Annotated in this window: 15 protein-coding genes; 3 read left to right on the top strand and 12 right to left on the bottom strand. The window is 61.5% G+C overall.

Annotation, left to right across the window (positions count from 1 at the left end; translation table 11 throughout):
- The 5 genes from FJD34_RS10040 to FJD34_RS10020 form a co-directional block, all read right to left on the bottom strand.
- Entirely contained in the window at positions 1-801 is an 801-nt protein-coding gene (locus FJD34_RS10040) for a glucose 1-dehydrogenase (protein ID WP_090290868.1), read from the bottom strand.
- A 31-nt stretch (positions 802-832) separates the two neighbouring features.
- A complete protein-coding gene (locus FJD34_RS10035) occupies positions 833-1,597 on the bottom strand; it encodes an SDR family oxidoreductase (RefSeq protein ID WP_032860985.1) in 765 nt (254 codons plus the stop codon).
- Between the two features lie 91 nt (positions 1,598-1,688).
- Positions 1,689-3,203, bottom strand: a complete 1,515-nt coding sequence (locus tag FJD34_RS10030; RefSeq protein ID WP_032860984.1) for a sugar ABC transporter ATP-binding protein — start codon at positions 3,201-3,203, stop codon at positions 1,689-1,691.
- Between the two features lie 15 nt (positions 3,204-3,218).
- The gene (locus tag FJD34_RS10025; protein ID WP_032860982.1) at positions 3,219-4,151 is read right to left on the bottom strand and encodes a sugar ABC transporter substrate-binding protein; all 933 of its coding nucleotides are present in this window, start codon (positions 4,149-4,151) and stop codon (positions 3,219-3,221) included.
- A 50-nt stretch (positions 4,152-4,201) separates the two neighbouring features.
- Positions 4,202-5,206 carry an ABC transporter permease gene (locus FJD34_RS10020; RefSeq protein ID WP_032860980.1) on the bottom strand — a complete coding sequence of 335 codons (1,005 nt, stop codon included), beginning with the start codon at positions 5,204-5,206 and terminating at the stop codon, positions 4,202-4,204.
- 362 nt (positions 5,207-5,568) lie between these two features.
- On the opposite strand from FJD34_RS10020, the gene FJD34_RS10015 reads away from it, so the two are divergent.
- Genes FJD34_RS10015 through FJD34_RS10005 form a run of 3 tightly spaced genes read left to right on the top strand, consistent with a single transcriptional unit; the run spans position 5,569 to position 8,808 of the window.
- A complete protein-coding gene (locus tag FJD34_RS10015; protein ID WP_032860978.1) occupies positions 5,569-6,405 on the top strand; it encodes a transketolase in 837 nt (278 codons plus the stop codon).
- Positions 6,395-7,327 carry a transketolase family protein gene (locus tag FJD34_RS10010; protein ID WP_032860976.1) on the top strand — a complete coding sequence of 311 codons (933 nt, stop codon included), beginning with the start codon at positions 6,395-6,397 and terminating at the stop codon, positions 7,325-7,327. The genes FJD34_RS10015 and FJD34_RS10010 overlap by 11 nt, the downstream gene beginning before the upstream one ends.
- A gap of 5 nt (positions 7,328-7,332) precedes the next feature.
- Positions 7,333-8,808: an FGGY family carbohydrate kinase gene (locus FJD34_RS10005; protein ID WP_032860975.1), complete on the top strand. Its 1,476-nt coding sequence runs from the start codon at positions 7,333-7,335 to the stop codon at positions 8,806-8,808.
- A gap of 135 nt (positions 8,809-8,943) precedes the next feature.
- On the opposite strand, the gene FJD34_RS10000 is transcribed toward FJD34_RS10005, so the two are convergent.
- From FJD34_RS10000 to FJD34_RS09970, 7 genes are all read right to left on the bottom strand, one after another.
- Positions 8,944-11,388 carry a TonB-dependent siderophore receptor gene (locus FJD34_RS10000; RefSeq protein ID WP_090290869.1) on the bottom strand — a complete coding sequence of 815 codons (2,445 nt, stop codon included), beginning with the start codon at positions 11,386-11,388 and terminating at the stop codon, positions 8,944-8,946.
- A gap of 101 nt (positions 11,389-11,489) precedes the next feature.
- Positions 11,490-12,449, bottom strand: coding sequence for a FecR domain-containing protein (locus FJD34_RS09995; RefSeq protein WP_032860971.1), 960 nt, complete (start codon positions 12,447-12,449; stop codon positions 11,490-11,492).
- Positions 12,446-12,952: a sigma-70 family RNA polymerase sigma factor gene (locus FJD34_RS09990; RefSeq protein ID WP_032860969.1), complete on the bottom strand. Its 507-nt coding sequence runs from the start codon at positions 12,950-12,952 to the stop codon at positions 12,446-12,448. The genes FJD34_RS09995 and FJD34_RS09990 overlap by 4 nt, the downstream gene beginning before the upstream one ends.
- 193 nt (positions 12,953-13,145) lie before the next feature.
- Positions 13,146-13,496 (bottom strand): DUF6124 family protein, encoded by a 351-nt coding sequence (locus tag FJD34_RS09985; RefSeq protein WP_090290870.1) that lies wholly within the window; start codon positions 13,494-13,496, stop codon positions 13,146-13,148.
- Positions 13,497-13,797: 301 nt separating this feature from the next.
- On the bottom strand, positions 13,798-14,577 hold the full coding sequence (gene mddA / locus FJD34_RS09980; protein WP_090290871.1) for a methanethiol S-methyltransferase: 780 nt from the start codon (positions 14,575-14,577) through the stop codon (positions 13,798-13,800).
- 211 nt (positions 14,578-14,788) lie between these two features.
- Positions 14,789-16,033 carry a saccharopine dehydrogenase family protein gene (locus FJD34_RS09975; RefSeq protein ID WP_032860966.1) on the bottom strand — a complete coding sequence of 415 codons (1,245 nt, stop codon included), beginning with the start codon at positions 16,031-16,033 and terminating at the stop codon, positions 14,789-14,791.
- A gap of 28 nt (positions 16,034-16,061) precedes the next feature.
- Entirely contained in the window at positions 16,062-17,159 is a 1,098-nt protein-coding gene (locus FJD34_RS09970) for a carboxynorspermidine decarboxylase (protein ID WP_032860965.1), read from the bottom strand.
- Positions 17,160-17,276: the final 117 nt, after the last annotated feature.

Below are 17,276 nucleotides of genomic sequence, written 5' to 3'. Positions count from 1 at the left end.
TTACGACATGATCAGCCCACCGTCGATATTGATTGCCTGGCCGGTCAGGTAAGCGGCGTCATCCGAGGCCAGGAAGGCCACCAGGCCGGCGACGTCCGAAGGCTTGCCGGCGCGGCGCAACGGGATGTTCTTGACCCATTCGGCCATCAACTCGCCCTTGGCGTAGCGCTTTTCGTCGGTGCTGAGGATTTCGCCCCACACGCGGTCGTTGTAGTCCCACATCTCGCTTTCGATGATGCCAGGGCAGAACGCGTTGACCGTAATGTTGTGCCGCGCCAGTTCCAGCGCCAGGCTTTGGGTGATGCCGATCACCCCCATTTTGCTCGCGGCGTAGTGCGGGGTGTAGATAAAACCCTGGCGGCCCTGGCCGGAAGAGGTGTTGATCAACCGCCCGCTGCCTTGCTTGACCATGTACTTGGCCGCTTCCCGGCAACCCAGCCAGACCCCGGTGGTGTTGACTTGCAGCACCTTGTCGAAATCGGCGCGGGGCATTTTGTCGTAGTGGTCGATGGTGATGATGCCGGCGTTCTGCACTGACACGTCGATGCTGCCAAAGCGTGCATGGGCATCGTGATAGAGCTTTTCGATATCGCTTTCGCAGGTGACATCGATGGCCATTGCCAGGGCCTCGACCGTGTATTCGCGGGCCAGTTGCTCGGCGGTGAAGGTCACGCGCTCCAGGTCATTGGAGGCCAGCACCAGGTTGGCGCCTTCCTGGGCAAAGCGCTCGGCAATGCCGGCGCCGATGCCACGGCAGGCGCCGGTGATCACGATGGTTTTACCGCTGAATCGTTGCGACATGTCACGGGCTCCACGGTTGTTTTTCAAAGGCTTACCAGCAGACAAAACCGCCATCGACCAACAGGTCGACACCGGTGCAGAAAGACGATGCCTGGCTGACCAGGAAAATCGCCGGGCCGACCATTTCTTCCACACTGGCCATGCGGCCCATGGGGGTGGTCTGTTCGAAAATCTTCACCTGGTCGGCGACCTCAGGGCGCGAATTCATCGGCGTGGCGGTGTAGCCGGGGCTGATGCAGTTGACCCGCAGGCCCTTGTCGGCCCATTCCATCGCCAGGCTTTTGCTCAGGTGAATCACCCCGGCCTTGGAGGTGTTGTAGTGGGCTTGCAGCAGGCCGCGGTTGACGATGCTGCCGGACATCGAGGCGATATTGACGATGGCACCCTTGCCTCGTGGCAGCATCACGGCGGCCTGGGCCTGGCAACTGAGGAAGATCCCCGTGAGGTTGATATCCAGGGTGGTTTTCCAGCGTTCCAGCTCCAGGTCTTCGGCCGCCTGGGCATTGGCAATGCCGGCACAGTTGACGGCCACACTCAACTCGCCGAGGGCTTTCTCGGTGCGGGCGACAGCGGCGTCCAGCTCATCACGGCGGGTGACCGTGCCAGCCAGGGCCAGGCCGCGACGGCCAAGGGCCTCGATGCGTTCGATGGTGCTGCGCATACCGGGGCTGCCGGGCAGGTCGAAACAGGCCACATCGGCACCGGCTTCAGCCAGGCCGACCGCGATGGCCTGGCCGATGCCACTGCCGGCACCGGTGACGAAGGCAACTTGGCCTTTGAGACTGAACAGTTGCATGGGGGGACTCCGAGTCAGTGTGTATTTGTGAGAACAATGGAGATCAAAATGTGGGAGCTGGCAAGCCAGCTCCTACAAGGGGCAGCGTTGTTCAGGCGGTGGCCATCTCCATCACCGAGACGGGGGTTGCTTCACCACGCGCCAATATCCCCATCTGCCGCCCGCGGCTCATCACCATCACTCGATGGGACAAGCCCAGCACTTCATCCAGGTCGGAACTGACCACAATCACCGCCATGCCCTTGGCCGCCAGGTCCGCGATGACTTCATAGATCGCCGCCCGCGCGCCGACGTCGATGCCACGGGTCGGCTCATCGAGAATGAACACCTTGGGGTTGCGCGCCAGCCATTTGGCGATGATCACTTTCTGCTGGTTGCCGCCCGACAGGCTGGAAATCCGCTGCTGCGGCGCACCTTTGACGCCGAGGCGCGCTACTGCCGTCTGGGCAAATTCGCGCAGGCGACTGGGGATGACCCAACCGCTTTTATCCAGCAGGTCGGTATTGCCATACACCAGGTTGTCCTCGATGCGATGCTCGACCACCACCCCTTGCTGCTTGCGATCTTCGGGTACCAATACCACGCCGGCCTGGATCGCTTCGCAGGGGGTGCGCAGGCGGCGAACCTGGCCGTCCAGTTGCAAGTGGCCCTGGATATCTTCGGCGGCGCCGGCGATGGCGCGCACCAGCTCGGTACGCCCGGCGCCAACCACCCCGGCGATCCCGAACACCTCACCGGCCCGCACGCTGAAATCAATACCGTGCAAGGCAAACTCGCGGCAACTGAGGTCCTTGACCTGCAACATCACGTGTTCCTTTGGCGCATGCAGGGTCGGGAAGATCCGCTCCAGGCTGCGCCCGACCATTTGCTCGACCAGCTCGCGCACCGGCACCTGGGCGCTGGCGTGCAAGGCAATCTGCCGGCCATCGCGCAGCACCAGGATGCGGTCGGCGATGCGTGCGATTTCTTCCAGGCGATGGCTGATGTAAATGAACGAAACGCCTTCGGCCTTGAGCCGTTCGACCTGCTGGAACAGCAACTCGGTTTCCTCACCGCCCAGGGCCGCCGTTGGTTCATCGAGGATCAGCAGCCGCGCCTTGAGGGTCAGGGCCTTGGCGATCTCCACCAGTTGCTGGGCGGCGACGCTCAAGCCTTCGACCTTGCGGGATGCCGGGACATTCAGGCCCAGGCGTTGCAACTGAATCTGCGCCTGGGCTTCGATGTATTCACGGTCCACCCGGCCAAAACGCATGGGCAGGCGGCCGACAAAGATATTCTCGGCAATCGACAGTTGCGCCAGCAGGCGGATTTCCTGGTGGATCAGGCCGATGCCAACCCCCAGCGCCGCGCCGGGGGAGGCGGGCGCATAGGGCTGGCCCTGCCAGGTCATCGAACCGCCAGCATCGGGTTGCACCACACCGGCAATGATCGACGACAAGGTGGACTTGCCGGCGCCGTTCTCGCCCAGCAAGGCCAGCACTTCGCCGGGACGGATATCGACATTGATCTGCGACAGCACCTGCACCGGGCCGTAGGCCTTGCCGATATCGCGCAGGCACAGTACGGCGTCCGGTTGGGGGTGACGGTTATCCAGTGCGGCTTGCATGGCGAACTCCAGGGCTCAAGGGTGTTGTTGCAGGAAAGGCGCGACGTTGTCCTTGGTGGTCAACACGGTTTCCAGCAGTTGTTCCTTGGGCACCGCCTTGCCGGCCTTGAGGTCGATCGCCGAGGCCACGGCCAGGCGTCCCATTTTTTGCGTCTGTTGGGTCATGGTTGCGTTGAGTACACCGTTTTGCACGGCCTTGAGACCGGCGACATCGCCGTCAAACCCCACCACGACCACCTTATGGTCGAGATTGCCGACTTTTACCGCCTGCGCGGCGCCCAGTGCCATGGCATCGGCCCGCCCGAAGAATACGGTGATGTTCGGGTCGCGCTGGAGCAGGTCCTGGGCCACGGCGAAGCCTTTGTCCTGGGCCCATTCGGCCGGCTGTTCGGCGACCACTGTGAGTTCGGGGAACGCTTTGAGACCTTCGGCAAAACCCTTGGCCCGATCGTTTTCCGGGGTCGTACCCAACTGGCCCTGGAGGATCGCAATGCGGCCCTTGCCCTCGGTGACTTTGCCCACGTACTCGGCGAGCGCCTTGGCCCCGGCCACGCTGTCGCTGGCAATAAAGGTATCGCCCGGTGCGTCAGGTGCATTGCGGTCCACGGCGATCACCGGGATACCCGCAGCCTTGGCGGCTTTGACCGGCACACCGGCAGCCGTGGCACCGGCGGGGATGTAGATGAGCACGTCGATCTGGCGGGTGATCAGGTCTTCAATCTGGCTGACCTGGGTCGAGGAGTTGCCCTGGGCATCGACGGTGATCACCTTGATCCCCTTGGCCTTGCCCTCGGCTTCCACCGATTGTTTGATCTGGTTGAAGAAGTCGGCTTGCAGATTGGCCACGGCCAGGCCGATGGTCAGGTCCTTGGCCCAGGTGGTGCCGACGCTGCCCAGTGTCGCGGCGGCAAAGGCAGTGGCAAGCAGCAGTTTCTTGGTGATGAACATGTCGGTGACTCCTGGTTTTATTGTTGGAGGGTGTCAACTGGCGGACAGGTTTAACGGGCGGTACTGGAACGGCGGCGCAGGGTGTCGATGGTCACGGCCAGCGCAATCACCACACCAATCACCACTTGTTGAATGAACGGGGAAACCCCCAGCAGGTTGAGGCCGTTGCGCAGCACGCCGATGATCAGCACACCCACCAGGGTGCCACCGACACTGCCGACGCCGCCGCTGAGGCTGGCTCCGCCAATCACCACGGCGGCGATGGCGTCCAGTTCCAGGGTCAGGCCGGCGCTGGGTTGCGAGGAGTCGAGGCGGGCGGCCATGGTCACGGCAGCGATCCCGGCCAAGGCGCCGCTGACGGCGTACACCCACAAGGTAATCGCCCGCACCTTGATCCCCGACAGGCGCGCCACTTCCGGGCTGCCACCAATCGCATAGAGGTTACGGCCACCCGCGCGAAAGCGCAGGAACACCCAGGCCACTACCAGCATCACCAGGAACAACCCGACGGTGGCCGAGAGGAAGCCGAAATGGCGCACGGTCGCCAGGTTGGTAAACCATTCCGGGTAGCCGACGATCTGCCGCCCTTGCGTGAGGATGTTGGCCAGCCCGCGAGCCACCGACATCATGGTCAGCGTGGCAATGAATGGCGGTAGCTTGGCGTAGGTGATCAATGCGCCGGACACCAGCCCGGCGAGCATGCCCGTGGCAATCGAGATCGGGATGGCAAAGCCCAGCGGCACGGCCTGATCCTGATACAACCAGCCGAGCATCATCATCGAGAACGCCAGTACCGAACCCACCGAGAGGTCGATACCGCCGATGACGATCACGGCGGTCATGCCAATGGCGAGGATGCCCAACACCGTAACCTGATCAAGAATGTTCAGGCCATTGCGCAAGGAGAAGAAGAATTCGGAACTGAAGGAGAAAACCAGCACCAGCAAGGCCAGGCCAATCAGCGGGCCGCCGATATTACTGGGCAGTAGTTTGACCAGCCGAGGGCGGCGGGTGGGCTTGAGGTCAGCCTGATGGACCGAGGCTTTGGCGTCCACGTGGTTCTCCTGATTTATTTTTTTTGGAGGTCGTCATGGCCATCTGAATATATATGCATGCCTGACTGTTAATTCAGATTCCGGTGCCACGGGGGTAAAGTCAAGCGCTTTAATTTTCTTCGAGGGCTTGTACAACCTGCCAAGACCTCCCTGTAAGCCTTGAACCAGAGCGATTGCAGCGGGATTTTCACCGTCTGTCCGAGGGTTTTTTTAGCGATTTATTTGATTTTCAGCCAGTCGGCCCCTTGACCCGACGCGTGAACGGCGCCTAAATAGAAATATATTGTCACGGCTGAATAAATATTCAAAAGGCAGCCTTGGACACTTTCACCTCGCGTGGTCAGCCCCACAGGAGCCGCTGCATGAATGCCTTCCAGTACGACGCCCTGCAAATAAAGGAACAGGCTCGCCTGATCCGGCGCAATATCATCCGCCTGAACGCCGACTCGCCAGCGGGCGGCCATACCGGTGCCGATCTCTCGGAAACCGACATCCTTGCCACCTTGTACTTTCGCATCCTCAACGCAGGCCCGGAGCGTACTGAAGATCCCGAGCGCGATATCTACATCCAGAGCAAAGGCCACGGCGTCGGTGGCTTGTATTGCTGCCTGGCCCAGGCTGGCTACATTCCAGAGCAATGGCTGGGGACCTATCAGCATTTCAACTCCCACCTGCCGGGCCACCCTGTGCGCCAGAAAACCCCAGGCATCGAACTCAATACCGGCGCCCTCGGCCATGGCTTGCCCGTGGCTGTGGGCCTGGCGCTGGCGGCGAAAATGTCCGGCAGCCCAAAGCGCATCTATGTGCTGACCGGCGACGGTGAGCTGGCCGAAGGTTCGAACTGGGAAGCGGCGATGGCGGCGGCCAAGTATGGCCTCGACAACCTGTTTGTGATCGTCGACAAGAACAAGCTGCAACTGGCCGGGCTGACCGCCGAGATCATGCCGCTGGACCCGCTGGACGTGAAATGGGCCGCCTTCGGCTTTAGTGTCAGCGAGTGCGACGGTAACGACGTGGCGCAACTGATCGACTCCCTGGAACGCATGCAAACCCGCCATGGCGCGCCGCAGGTGCTGATCGCCCACACCATCAAGGGCAAGGGCGTGTCGTTTATCGAAGCCCGTCCCGAATGGCACCACCGCGTGCCCAAGGGTGATGAAATCAACGCAGCACTGGAGGAGTTGAGTCATGGCGAGTGAACATTTGGCGAGCGTCATGGTTGAGGCTTTCATGGCGGCGGTGGATGCCGGCCTCGATGTAGTCCCTGTGGTCAGCGACTCGACCTCCACGGCGAAGATCGGCCCCTTCATGCAGCGTTTTCCCGAGCGCGTGATCAATGTCGGGATTGCCGAGCAGTCGCTGGTCAGCGTCGCTGCCGGGCTGGCGCTGGGAGGTAAGATTGCGGCCACCTGCAATGCGGCGCCATTTCTGATCTCGCGGGCCAATGAGCAGATCAAGGTGGATGTCTGCTACAACCAGGCCAATGTAAAGATGTTCGGCCTCAATGCCGGCACCAGCTACGGCCCGCTGGCCAGCACCCATCACAGCCTGGACGATATTTCGGTGATGCGCGGCTTTGGCAATGTGCAGATATTTGCTCCGGCCGACGCCATCGAGTGCCGGCAAATTGTTGATTACGCTCTGCGTTACCAGGGCCCGGTGTATATCCGTCTGGACGGCAAGGCGCTGCCCGATGTGCATGGTGCGCAATACCGTTTTGTACCGGGGCAGGTCGATGTGTTGCGCCAGGGCGCGGACCTGAGCATTGTCGCCTTGGGGTCAGTGGTGCATGAGGCGGTGGACGCGGCGGCACGTTTGGCCGAGCAGGGGATTGAGGCCCAGGTGATCAACCTGTCCTCGATCCGGCCGTTGCAGCGCGATGTCTTGCTCAATGTGCTCAGTGGCACGCGTGGGGTGATCAGCGTGGAAGAACACAATATCAACGGCGGCGTCGGCAGCCTGGTGGCCGAAGTGCTGGCCGAGGCCGGGCTGGGCGTGCCATTGATTCGCCTGGGCATTGGGGATGGTGAGTACGCCGCCGCCGGCGCCCGCGAACCGACACGCGCCTTGCATTGCATCGACGCGGCTGGGATTGTGGCGGCTGCCACTCGGTTGCGGTGATGCCCATGAACGAAACGACTCCACTGATCCTGGCGATTGACGAGGGCACCAGCAATGCCAAGGCGGTGCTGGTCAACGAGCTGGGGCAGGTGATTGCCCGGGGCTCGCGGCCCTTGAGCCTGAGCCATCCCCAGGACGGTTTTTCCGAGCAGGACCCGCAACAGATCTGGGAGAGTACCCTGGCGGCGATTGATCAATGCCTGGCCCAGGTTGACCGGCCGATCACCGCCATGGCTATCAGTAACCAGCGCGAATCGGTGGTGGCCTGGGATCGCAATAGTGGTGAGTTACTGTCGCCGTGCATCAGTTGGCAATGCCGGCGTTCGACGCCGTTGTGCGCGCAGTTGCACGCCCAGGGGCATGAAGCGAGCATCCTGGAGAAGACCGGGCTGGCGCTGGACCCGATGTTTTCTGCGGGGAAAATGCGCTGGATTCTCGACCACCTGGAAAATGGCCATGCCCGTGCGGCGACTGGTGAAATCTGCCTGGGTACCGTCGACAGTTGGCTGTTGTACAAGCTCAGTGGCGGCCAGGTATTTGCCACCGACTACTCCAATGCTGCACGCACCCAACTGTTCAACCTGCACACCTGCCGTTGGGACGAAGAGCTGCTGGCCTTGTTTGCCATCCCGCTGGCGGCACTGCCGACGATCCAGGCCAGCGCCGGTTTTTTTGCCCAGACGGTAGCCTTTGGTCGACTGCCGGCGGGTATCCCGGTGATGTCGATGATTGGCGACTCCCACGCCGCACTCTACGGGCAGGGCGGTTTTGTGCCGGGGCTGGTCAAGGCCACCCTGGGCACCGGTTCTTCGTTAATGACCCCCATGAGCGGGCCGCTGGCCTCGACCCACGGCTTGTCCACCACCCTGGCCTGGCACGACGGCGTGGCAGCGACTTACGCGATGGAGGGCAATATCGTCCACACTGGCGCGGCCGTGCAGTGGGCCTCGCGGCTGGTGGCGGGGGAGTCCCTGGACCAGTTGACCGAACAGGCGGCGCAACTGCCGGATAACGGTGGTGTGTACTTTGTCCCGGCGTTATCGGGGCTGGGCGCACCGCATTGGCAAGCTGACGCGCGAGGGTTGATCTGCGGGCTGACCGAGGCGACGTGCGGGGCGCATATCCTGCGGGCGGCGCTGGAGTCCATCGGTTATCAGATCCGCGATGTATTTGATGCCATGGCGCAAGACATCGGCAGCCCACTGAAGGAGTTGTGGGTCGACGGTGGCGTCACGCGCAATCGCTGGCTGATGCAGTTCCTTGCCAACCTGTTGCAATGCCCGGTGGTGCGCAGCCTGTCACCGGAAGTCTCGGCTCTGGGCGCAGCTCATCTGGCGGGCAAGGCGCTGGGAGTATGGGCCGACGACCAGGCACTGGCGCAATTGGAGCGCCAGCGCGAGCGGTTTGAGCCGGACAACGGAGCATCGATGGAGGCGCACTACAGCGCCTGGAAAAAGGCGCTGCAACGCACGCTGTCTTGACCCACCGCAATCGCAGCCAGCTCCCACACTTGATCCATGTCGCGGCCAAAATCCCGGACCTGCCACCAATCCCTGTGGGAGCTGTCGAGCTTCAGCGAGGCTGCGATGACGGCGGCACAGGCGCTAGAGAGCGTGTCAGAACTGCGGGGTGTATTTGACGCTGAACATCACATTGCGCGGGTCACCGTAGAAGTTGTTGCCATTCAACTGGTTGTACCCGGATGCGTAGTAGGTCTTGTCGAACAGGTTGTTGGCATTGACTGCCAACCCCACTTCTGGGGTCATCTGGTAAGCCAGTCGGGCATTCCAGACCGTGTAGCCCGCCACGTCATAGGTGTATTCATACCCCAGGGTATGGCTCTGGGTGGTGAAGCCCAATCCGGCGCTGACCTTGCTCCAGTCGCCGCTGAACTGGTAGTCGCTCCACACCCGCAACATATGCTTGGGCGTCCACTGGCTGAACACCCGGCCTTTGTTGTCGCGATCCTCAAGGTACTTGGTGGTGTTGTAGGTATAGCCGGCAAACAGTTGCAGGCCGCTCAGCACTTCACCGCTGATCTCGGCTTCAAGGCCCTGGCTGCGGACCTTGCCAGAACCCGTTGCGCAGTAAGTGCCGCCGCAGATTTCGCCCAGGGAATAATCGGTGATCGCACGGTTTTCCTGGTCATAGCGGAACAACGCCAGCGACGTATTGACCCGTCCGTCCAGCAATTCACCCTTGAGGCCGACTTCGTAGTTGCTGCCAATCACCGGCTTGACCACCGCGCCACTGAGGTCGCGTTGGGTCTGTGGCTCGAACACATCGGTATAGCTGGCGTACACCGCCCACTCGCGGCTCAGGTCGTAGACGATCCCGGCGTAGGGCGTGACTTCGCCGGTTTCGTTAGTGGTACTGGGCTTGTTGACGGTGGTGGCGTGGGTCACCGCCGTGATGCCCGAGGAGGTGTAGCTGTAGTCATACCAACTGACACGGGCGCCGAGCACCAGGGTCAACGGATCGATCGGCTTGACGCGCCAGCTGCCATACAGGCCTTTCTGGCGGATGTCGTACTTGCTTGGCGTCGCCCGGCCGCCGGGCGTATTCATCAGGCTTTCGTAGGTGACTTCGGGGCGATGGTTATTGATGTCGAAGATGTTGTCGGCGCTGTCGTTGAACGTCCGCGCAATGATGTCGTTGGTGGTGTACTTGGAGTAGTTGCCGCCCAGGGTAATTTCCTGCGCCATGGACAGCGCCTCGAAACGCCCGGTGAGGTGGGTGTCCAGGCCGATCTTGGTGCCGTCGAAATCGGTGTACCAGTCGGCGTATGACACGCCGCTGCCGTCGGCTTCAATGCCTTCGTTGTTGGTCTGCACGCGCTGGTGGGTCGAGGTGTTTTCTTCCTTCATGCGCACCGCGCCGACCTTGAACTTCCAGTCGTCGTTGAAGCGGTGCTCCAGGTCGGCATACAGGGTGGTGACGTCGATCTGCGAGTGGTTCCAGCGTGAGCCGGTGAAGGTCGAACGTGACAGGTCGATCGACTTGCCGCTGGCATAGCGTGGCAGGCCGCGCAGCATGGGCCGCGACTCGGCGTTGGTGCGGCTGACGGCCAGGCCCAGGGTGGTGTCTTCCTGCAGGTCGAAGTCCAGGGCGCCGTACAACGAGTGGGTCTTGCTCCATTCGTAGTCGATGAATGAATCGCTCTGGTCTTCATCCGCCACCATCCGCCCACGGACCGTGCCGCTCTGGTTCAGCGGGCCGCCGGCGTCCAGTTGCAGGCCGTAGTGGTCCCAACTACCGGCCTTGGCGGTGAGGGCGACGGTGGGTGCCGCTTGCCCGCGCTTGCGCACCAGGTTGATCGCGCCACCGGGGCTGCCGGTGCCCTGCAGCAGGCCGGAGGCGCCGCGCAGCACTTCCAGGCGGTCGAAGAAAATCAGGTCCTGGGTCGCCCAGTTGCCCAGGGCATAGGTATTGCGCGGGATCGGCACGCCGTCGTATTGCCAGTCGTCGATCTGGAAGCCTCGGGAGGTGATGATCATGCCTTTGCCCACCCCTTGCACGCCCACCAGGCCGGTGGTCTGGTTGACGGCGTCCTTGAGGTCGACCAGGCCCTGGTCATCCATTTGTTTGCGGGTCATCACCGTGATCGACTGGGGGATTTCCTTGAGGGTGTGGGTGCCCTTGCCGATAGTCACGGCCCGTGCGGCGTAGGAGCCGGAGTCTTCAGTGATAGTGGGGTCGATGCTGTGGGCGGCAATGGACGTCACGCCCAGTTGCAGCGCGGCGCCGCTGTCGGCGGCAGGCTCGACGCTGAAATTACCTTGCCCGGTCACCCGCAACTGCAAGCCGCTGCCCGCCAGCGCACGGTCCATGGCCCGTTCGGCCGGCATCTGGCCACTCACCGCCTGGGCCTGTTTGCCCTGCACCAACACCGGGTCCAGGGACACAATCCGCCCGCTCTGGCTGGCAATGGCGTTCAGCGTTTGGGCCAGCGGGCCGGCCGGCAGATTGAAAGACAGGCTTTGGGCCTGTACCAGGGCAGGGCTCGCCAGGGTTGCCAGGGCAACGGCGACAGAAAGGGCATGGGGCCAAGGGTTGAGCACAGCATTCTCCTGAAGGTGTGGACGTGTCAGGAGATAGGTGGGCCGAGAAATGAAAACCGGACACAAATAAGAGTGATTTGCATAAAAAACGTTGGTCCGGGTTATCGGGGGCGAATCAGGGTCAGCCATGGGCTGTAGTGATCGACCCGGATCGGCAGGGTTTCAGCCAGTGCATCGAGGGCGCGATGGGGGGCGTTGAGCGGGAATACACCTTGCACGCGCAATTGGCGAACCTGTGGATCGACCCGCACAAAGCCCCGGTTATAGGGGCGCAGGGCGTTGACCACCTGTTCCAGGGAGTCGTCCAGTACGCTGAGGTGGCCGTCGAGCCAGTCGGCACGGTAGCGTTGGTCGCCCGCCACCGGCTCGATCCGGTCGGCATAAAGCAATACCGACTGGCCTTGCTGTACGGTGCGTTGGGTACCATCGGGCAGTGTGGCCAGCACCGAGTGTTCCAGCACTACCACGCGTGTGGCATCTGCTTGCTGAGTGACCAGGAACCGCGTGCCCAACGCTTGGATGCTGCCTTGGGCGGTGCGCACCCGCAACGGCCTTTGCGGATCGGCTGCCACCTGAATCACCAGCTCACCCTGGCGCAGGATGATCAGGCGCTGGTGCTCATTGAATTGCAGGTCCACCGCGCTGCCAGCATTGAGGCTCAACACACTGCCATCGAGCAAAGTGAACGTCTGGCGCTGGCCGCGCCCGGTGTGCAGGTCGGCCAGCAGGTTGTCACCCAGCGGGCTGCGTGCCGCCAGCCACAGGCCGCCACCGAGCAGCCCCAGGCCCGCGATGGCGCGCAGCACTTCACGGCGTGAGCCCTGGGGTTGCAATAGCACCTGGCGTGCTTCGCCGGGCAGGCGTTTATCGAGGCTGCGCAAGGTGTTCCACGATCCGCCCAGGCGTTCCTGCAAACGGGTCCAGGCCTGCGCGTGGGCGGGGTCCATGCCCAGCCAGGCATTGAAACGCTCCTGTAGCAACGCATCCGGTTTACCGGCGCGCAGGCGCACCATCCAGTCGATGGCCTGTTCGCTGACCGGGTCCAGGCGGGTCTTGCTCATGGGGCCATCTCGGCCAGGTAGCACTGGCGCAGGGCCTGTTTCATGTAGCGGCTAACGGTGCGCTCGGACAATTGCAGCTTGCGCGCAATTGCCACGTAGCTCATGCCGTCGAGCTGGCTGTAAAGGAACGTGGCCTTGACGATCAGCGGCAAGCCATCGAGGGCACGGTCGATCGCCACCAGGGCCTGGATCAGTTGCAACTGGTCTTCGGGGGAGGGCGCCAAGGCTTCGGGCGCTGCGGCCAGGCGCTCCAGGTAAGCGGTTTCCAGGCGGCTGCGGCGATAACGGTCAAAGATCAGCCGGCGGGCGATAGTCGAGAGATAGGCCCGTGGCTGCTCAATGCTGTCGGGGTCGACCCGGGCGGCGAGCATCTGGCAAAAGGTATCGGCGGCGGTATCTTCGGCGTCGGCGTGGTTACGCACGCGATGCTGGATATGTTGCAGCAGCCACCGGTGATGGTCGTTGAAAAAGAAGCCCAGCTTGCGGATTGGAGGTGATTGCACGGGACGACTTTCTCAGGGTGGTATTGTGAATCGTTCTCAATACTACCTTTTGTGCGAGTACGGCTGCAACAATCGGTAATTGTAGGAGCGAGCTTGCTCGCGAAAGACGTCACCGATCACGCGTGTTGGCGGGGTAAGCGCGGCGCTCTCAGGTTTTTCGCGGGCAAGCTTGCTCCTACACGGCATTACGGTGTTAGAGGGCCGGTTGTGCGCAGCTGTCCAGTGCCTTGTCGACCAGCATCTGCACGCCGTCGAGCATCCGGCAGATACCCAGCGCCATGCTGCGGGAGGTGCCGTCGACTTCAAAGGCCAGGTGAGTGGCAAGCACATTGATCGAGGCCAGGTCTTGTGCGGCATTGACCAGCAGGGTTTCGGCGTCCAAGTCAGTGCGCACGCTGAATAATCCCGCTAACACCGGGTCGCTGGGGGCAGCGGTTGGGGCTGGGGAGGCGGGCTGTAGATAGTGGTTGATCGCACGATAGGCGGCATCACGAAGCCGGCTGGCATCGTAGCTGGGTGGGGGATTGGGGCTGTGTTTGATCATGGTGAAGCTCCTGGTAGGTGGAGCTGCCACCATTCGCGGTCAAACGAATAGGGTGGCAGCTGTACGCGGGTTGACCGACCGGAACCAGTGATCCGGCATACCCGAAGGTATCCCGCGCACAACTGCCGCGACACGATACCTCAAGCATAAAAAAAACGCCTGAAATAGGTCTTGGGCGCTTTGGCGCACTGGTTCACGCGGACGGTCAAATCCGGCCGCTGATTTGGCAGCGGCGTCGGGAAGGTTAGTCAGCGCCCGTCCGAGGGACAACCTGAAACAGGTGTGGGAAACGTCTGGCCCTTCAGCGTTTTTTGCCACCAATACCAGAGCCAAACTTCGGCAGTACCATGCCAACGCTCTTCTGATAACACCGGTACTGTTGGCCAAAGAGCGCAACCAGGTCCCGTTCCTCAAAGTGGGCGCCGATAAACAGGTAGGCCGACATCCCCAGCGCAAAGAGCAGCCGGCCGGCGCTCATGTCCGGTGTCGCCCAGAACACAATCAAAAAACCCAGGTACAACGGATGGCGCACCCGCTTGTAGGGCCCTGGCGTTTTAAAGGCATGGGCGCGGGGGGCAGCGTTTCGGTAGCGGTCGATGGCCTGCCTGAGGCCAAACAGCTCGAAATGGCTGATCAGTAGCGTGGCCACCAGGACCAGCCCCCAGCCCAGCCAGAATATTGCGCTCACTATCACTCGCAGCAGGCTGGCTTCCACTGTCCATACCGGCGCGGGCATCGGTTGCCAGAGCCAGAACATCAGCATCAACACCAGGCTGCTGAGCAGCACGTAGGTCGAGCGTTCAACGGCTGTGGGAATGTAGCGGGTCAGCCAGGACTTGAAACCTTGACGCGCCATCACCGTGTGCTGCAGCGCAAACAGGAGCAGCAGCGACAGGTTGATCAGCGCGGCCCACCAGCCGTTGATGACAATGCCATTGTCTATGTTTTTGGGCACGACCACGCGGCCAATAAAGCCAATCAGGTAGAGGAAGGTGAGGAGGAATATCAAATAACAGCAGGCGCTGTAGATCAATCCAGCCAGGCGCACTGTCAGGCCGTTTGTGGTTGTATCGATGTTCATGGACGACTCCTTTCGTACATGGTGTATCCGTGACCGGCGGCCACGTGGGAGAGCGTGCGCGGACTTCCTTTCTCGCCTAAACGGACAAGGCTAGGTACAGAACGGTATCTGGTCAAAGAAAAGAATAAAAAAGGCTGGGGATCGATAACCCCTACAGGGGTTTTTGATCACTCCCACAGGACGTGGGAGTGATCCGAGGAACAAGACGCTATCAGGCGATAGCATCCCAGGCGCGGTCGCCTTTCTCGTCCTTGATACGGGTCGGCAGGCCCATCACGTCCAGCGCCTTGAGGAACGGCTCGGCTGGCAGTTCTTCGACGTTGGCCATGCGTTGCACGTCCCACTCGCCACGGGCAACCAGCAGCGCTGCGGCTACAGGCGGCACGCCGGCGGTGTAGGAGATGCCCTGGCTGTCGGTCTCGGCAAAGGCTTCTTCATGGCAGGCCACGTTATAGATGAACAGCTCACGCGGCTGGCCATCCTTGGTGCCCTTGACCAGGTCGCCGATGCAGGTCTTGCCGGTATAGCCCGGTGCCAGCGACGACGGGTCAGGCAGCACGGCCTTGACCAGTTTCAATGGCACCACTTCCAGGCCTTCGGCGGTGGTGACCGGCTTCTCGGAGAGCAGGCCGAGGTTTTTCAGCACGGTGAACACATTGATGTAGTGCTCGCCGAAGCTCATCCAGAACCGCACGTTGGGCACGTCGAGGTTTTTCGACAACGAGTGCACTTCATCGTGACCGGTCAGGTACAGGTTCTGCGAACCGACCACCGGCAGGTCGTCGGTACGTTTGACTTCGAACATGGTGTTGCTGGTCCACTGGCTGTCCTGCCAGCTCCACACCTGTCCGGTGAACTCGCGGAAGTTGATTTCCGGGTCGAAATTGGTGGCGAAATATTTGCCGTGGCTGCCGGCATTGACGTCGAGAATGTCGATCGAATCAATGCGGTCAAAATGCTGTTGTTGTGCCAGCGCCGCATAGGCGTTGACCACCCCTGGGTCAAAACCAACACCGAGGATCGCAGTGATGTTCTTCTGCTTGCATTCCTCCAGGTGGTTCCACTCGTAGTTGCCGTACCACGGCGGGGTCTCGCAGACCTTGCCCGGCTCTTCGTGGATGGCGGTGTCCAGGTAAGCCACGCCGGTATCGATGCAGGCACGCAGTACCGACATGTTGAGGAAGGCGGAGCCGACGTTGATGACGATCTGCGATTCGGTTTCGCGGATCAGTGCCTTGGTCGCTTCCACGTCCAGGGCGTTCAGCGCGAAGGCCTGGATCTGGGCGGGTACCTTGAGGCTACCCTTGGCCTTGACGCTTGCGATGATGGCCTGGCATTTGGAGATGTTGCGCGACGCGATAGCAATCCGACCGAGTTCGTCGTTGTGCTGCGCGCACTTGTGGGCCACCACCTTGGCGACACCTCCTGCACCAATGATAAGAACGTTCTTTTTCAATTGCTTTATCTCTCCTTTATCTGCCAGCTCAGGACAGGCTGGACAGGTAATCTTCGAAGCCAAATTCACGAACCACTTCGACTGTACCGTCGAGTTGTTTCACTACGATGGACGGCATTTTCAGGCCGTTGAACCAGTTTTTCTTGACCATGGTGTAGCCTGCGGTGTCGATGAACGACAGCCGATCGCCGATGGCCAGCGGACGATCGAATTGGTATTCACCGAAGATGTCCCCGGCCAGGCAGGATTTGCCGCACACCATGTAGGTGTGTTCGCCATCGCTCGGCGCCAGTTTGGCGTTGAGGCGATAGATCAGCAGGTCCAGCAGGTGGGCTTCGATGGAGCTGTCTACCACGGCGAGGTTCTTGCCGTTGTAGAGGGTGTCGAGCACGGTGACTTCCAGGGAAGCACTGTTGGTGATCGCCGCTTCCCCGGGCTCCAGGTAAACCTGTACGCCGTAGGTCTGCGCGAAGGCCTTGAGCCGTGCGCAGAATGCGTCGATGGCATAGCCTTCGCCGGTGAAGTGGATGCCGCCGCCCAGGCTGACCCACTGCACTTTATGCAGCAGGTGGCCGAAGCGTTCTTCGATGGTGCACAGCATCTTGTCGAACAGCTCGAAATCACCGTTCTCACAGTTGTTGTGGAACATGAAGCCTGTGATCTGGTCGATCACGCCTTCGATCTTCACCGGGTCCCACTCGCCCAGGCGGCTGAACGGGCGCGCCGGGTCGGCCAGCAGGTAGTCGGAGCTGCTCACTTGCGGGTTGACGCGCAGGCCGCGGGTCTTGCCTTCGGATTTCTGGGCAAAGCGCTGCAACTGACCGATGGAGTTGAAGATGATCTTGTCGCAGTTATCGAGCATTTCGTCGATTTCATCGTCGGCCCAGGCCACGCTGTAGGCATGGGTCTCGCCTTCGAACTTCTGGCGACCGAGCTTGAGCTCGTACAGCGACGAGGACGTGGTGCCGTCCATGTACTGCTGCATCAGGTCAAACACCGACCAGGTGCCAAAGCACTTGAGTGCCAGCAACGCCTTGGCGCCGGACTGTTCGCGCACGTAGGCGATCTTCTGCATGTTGACCAGAAGCTTCTGTTTGTCGATGAGGTAATACGGCGTTTTGATCATTTTTCAGAGCCTGTGGCGGAGCCTGCCAAAAAAGGACAGGCATTGTGCCCGCACTTCGTCAGGATCGAAAGGTTAGTCAGCGGAATTTGCAGGTTGGGGCCATTGATACGCCATCCC

Origin of the sequence: Pseudomonas brenneri, assembly GCF_007858285.1 — a bacterium.
GTDB classification, from domain to species: domain Bacteria; phylum Pseudomonadota; class Gammaproteobacteria; order Pseudomonadales; family Pseudomonadaceae; genus Aquipseudomonas; species Aquipseudomonas brenneri.
Note: the sequence above shows the minus strand (reverse complement) of the source record. Positions and strands in the feature narration are given on the sequence as shown.

What these genes read in the sequence shown, in the direction of transcription:
- FJD34_RS10040 (WP_090290868.1), bottom strand. Translation starts at nt 801, where the DNA reads ATGTCGCAACGATTCAGCGGTAAAACCATCGTGATCACCGGCGCCTGC.
- FJD34_RS10035 (WP_032860985.1), bottom strand. Translation starts at nt 1,597, where the DNA reads ATGCAACTGTTCAGTCTCAAAGGCCAAGTTGCCTTCGTCACCGGTGCC.
- FJD34_RS10030 (WP_032860984.1), bottom strand. Translation starts at nt 3,203, where the DNA reads ATGCAAGCCGCACTGGATAACCGTCACCCCCAACCGGACGCCGTACTG.
- FJD34_RS10025 (WP_032860982.1), bottom strand. Translation starts at nt 4,151, where the DNA reads ATGTTCATCACCAAGAAACTGCTGCTTGCCACTGCCTTTGCCGCCGCG.
- FJD34_RS10015 (WP_032860978.1), top strand. Translation starts at nt 5,569, where the DNA reads ATGAATGCCTTCCAGTACGACGCCCTGCAAATAAAGGAACAGGCTCGC.
- FJD34_RS10010 (WP_032860976.1), top strand. Translation starts at nt 6,395, where the DNA reads ATGGCGAGTGAACATTTGGCGAGCGTCATGGTTGAGGCTTTCATGGCG.
- FJD34_RS10005 (WP_032860975.1), top strand. Translation starts at nt 7,333, where the DNA reads ATGAACGAAACGACTCCACTGATCCTGGCGATTGACGAGGGCACCAGC.
- FJD34_RS09995 (WP_032860971.1), bottom strand. Translation starts at nt 12,449, where the DNA reads ATGAGCAAGACCCGCCTGGACCCGGTCAGCGAACAGGCCATCGACTGG.
- FJD34_RS09985 (WP_090290870.1), bottom strand. Translation starts at nt 13,496, where the DNA reads ATGATCAAACACAGCCCCAATCCCCCACCCAGCTACGATGCCAGCCGG.
- mddA (WP_090290871.1), bottom strand. Translation starts at nt 14,577, where the DNA reads ATGAACATCGATACAACCACAAACGGCCTGACAGTGCGCCTGGCTGGA.
- FJD34_RS09970 (WP_032860965.1), bottom strand. Translation starts at nt 17,159, where the DNA reads ATGATCAAAACGCCGTATTACCTCATCGACAAACAGAAGCTTCTGGTC.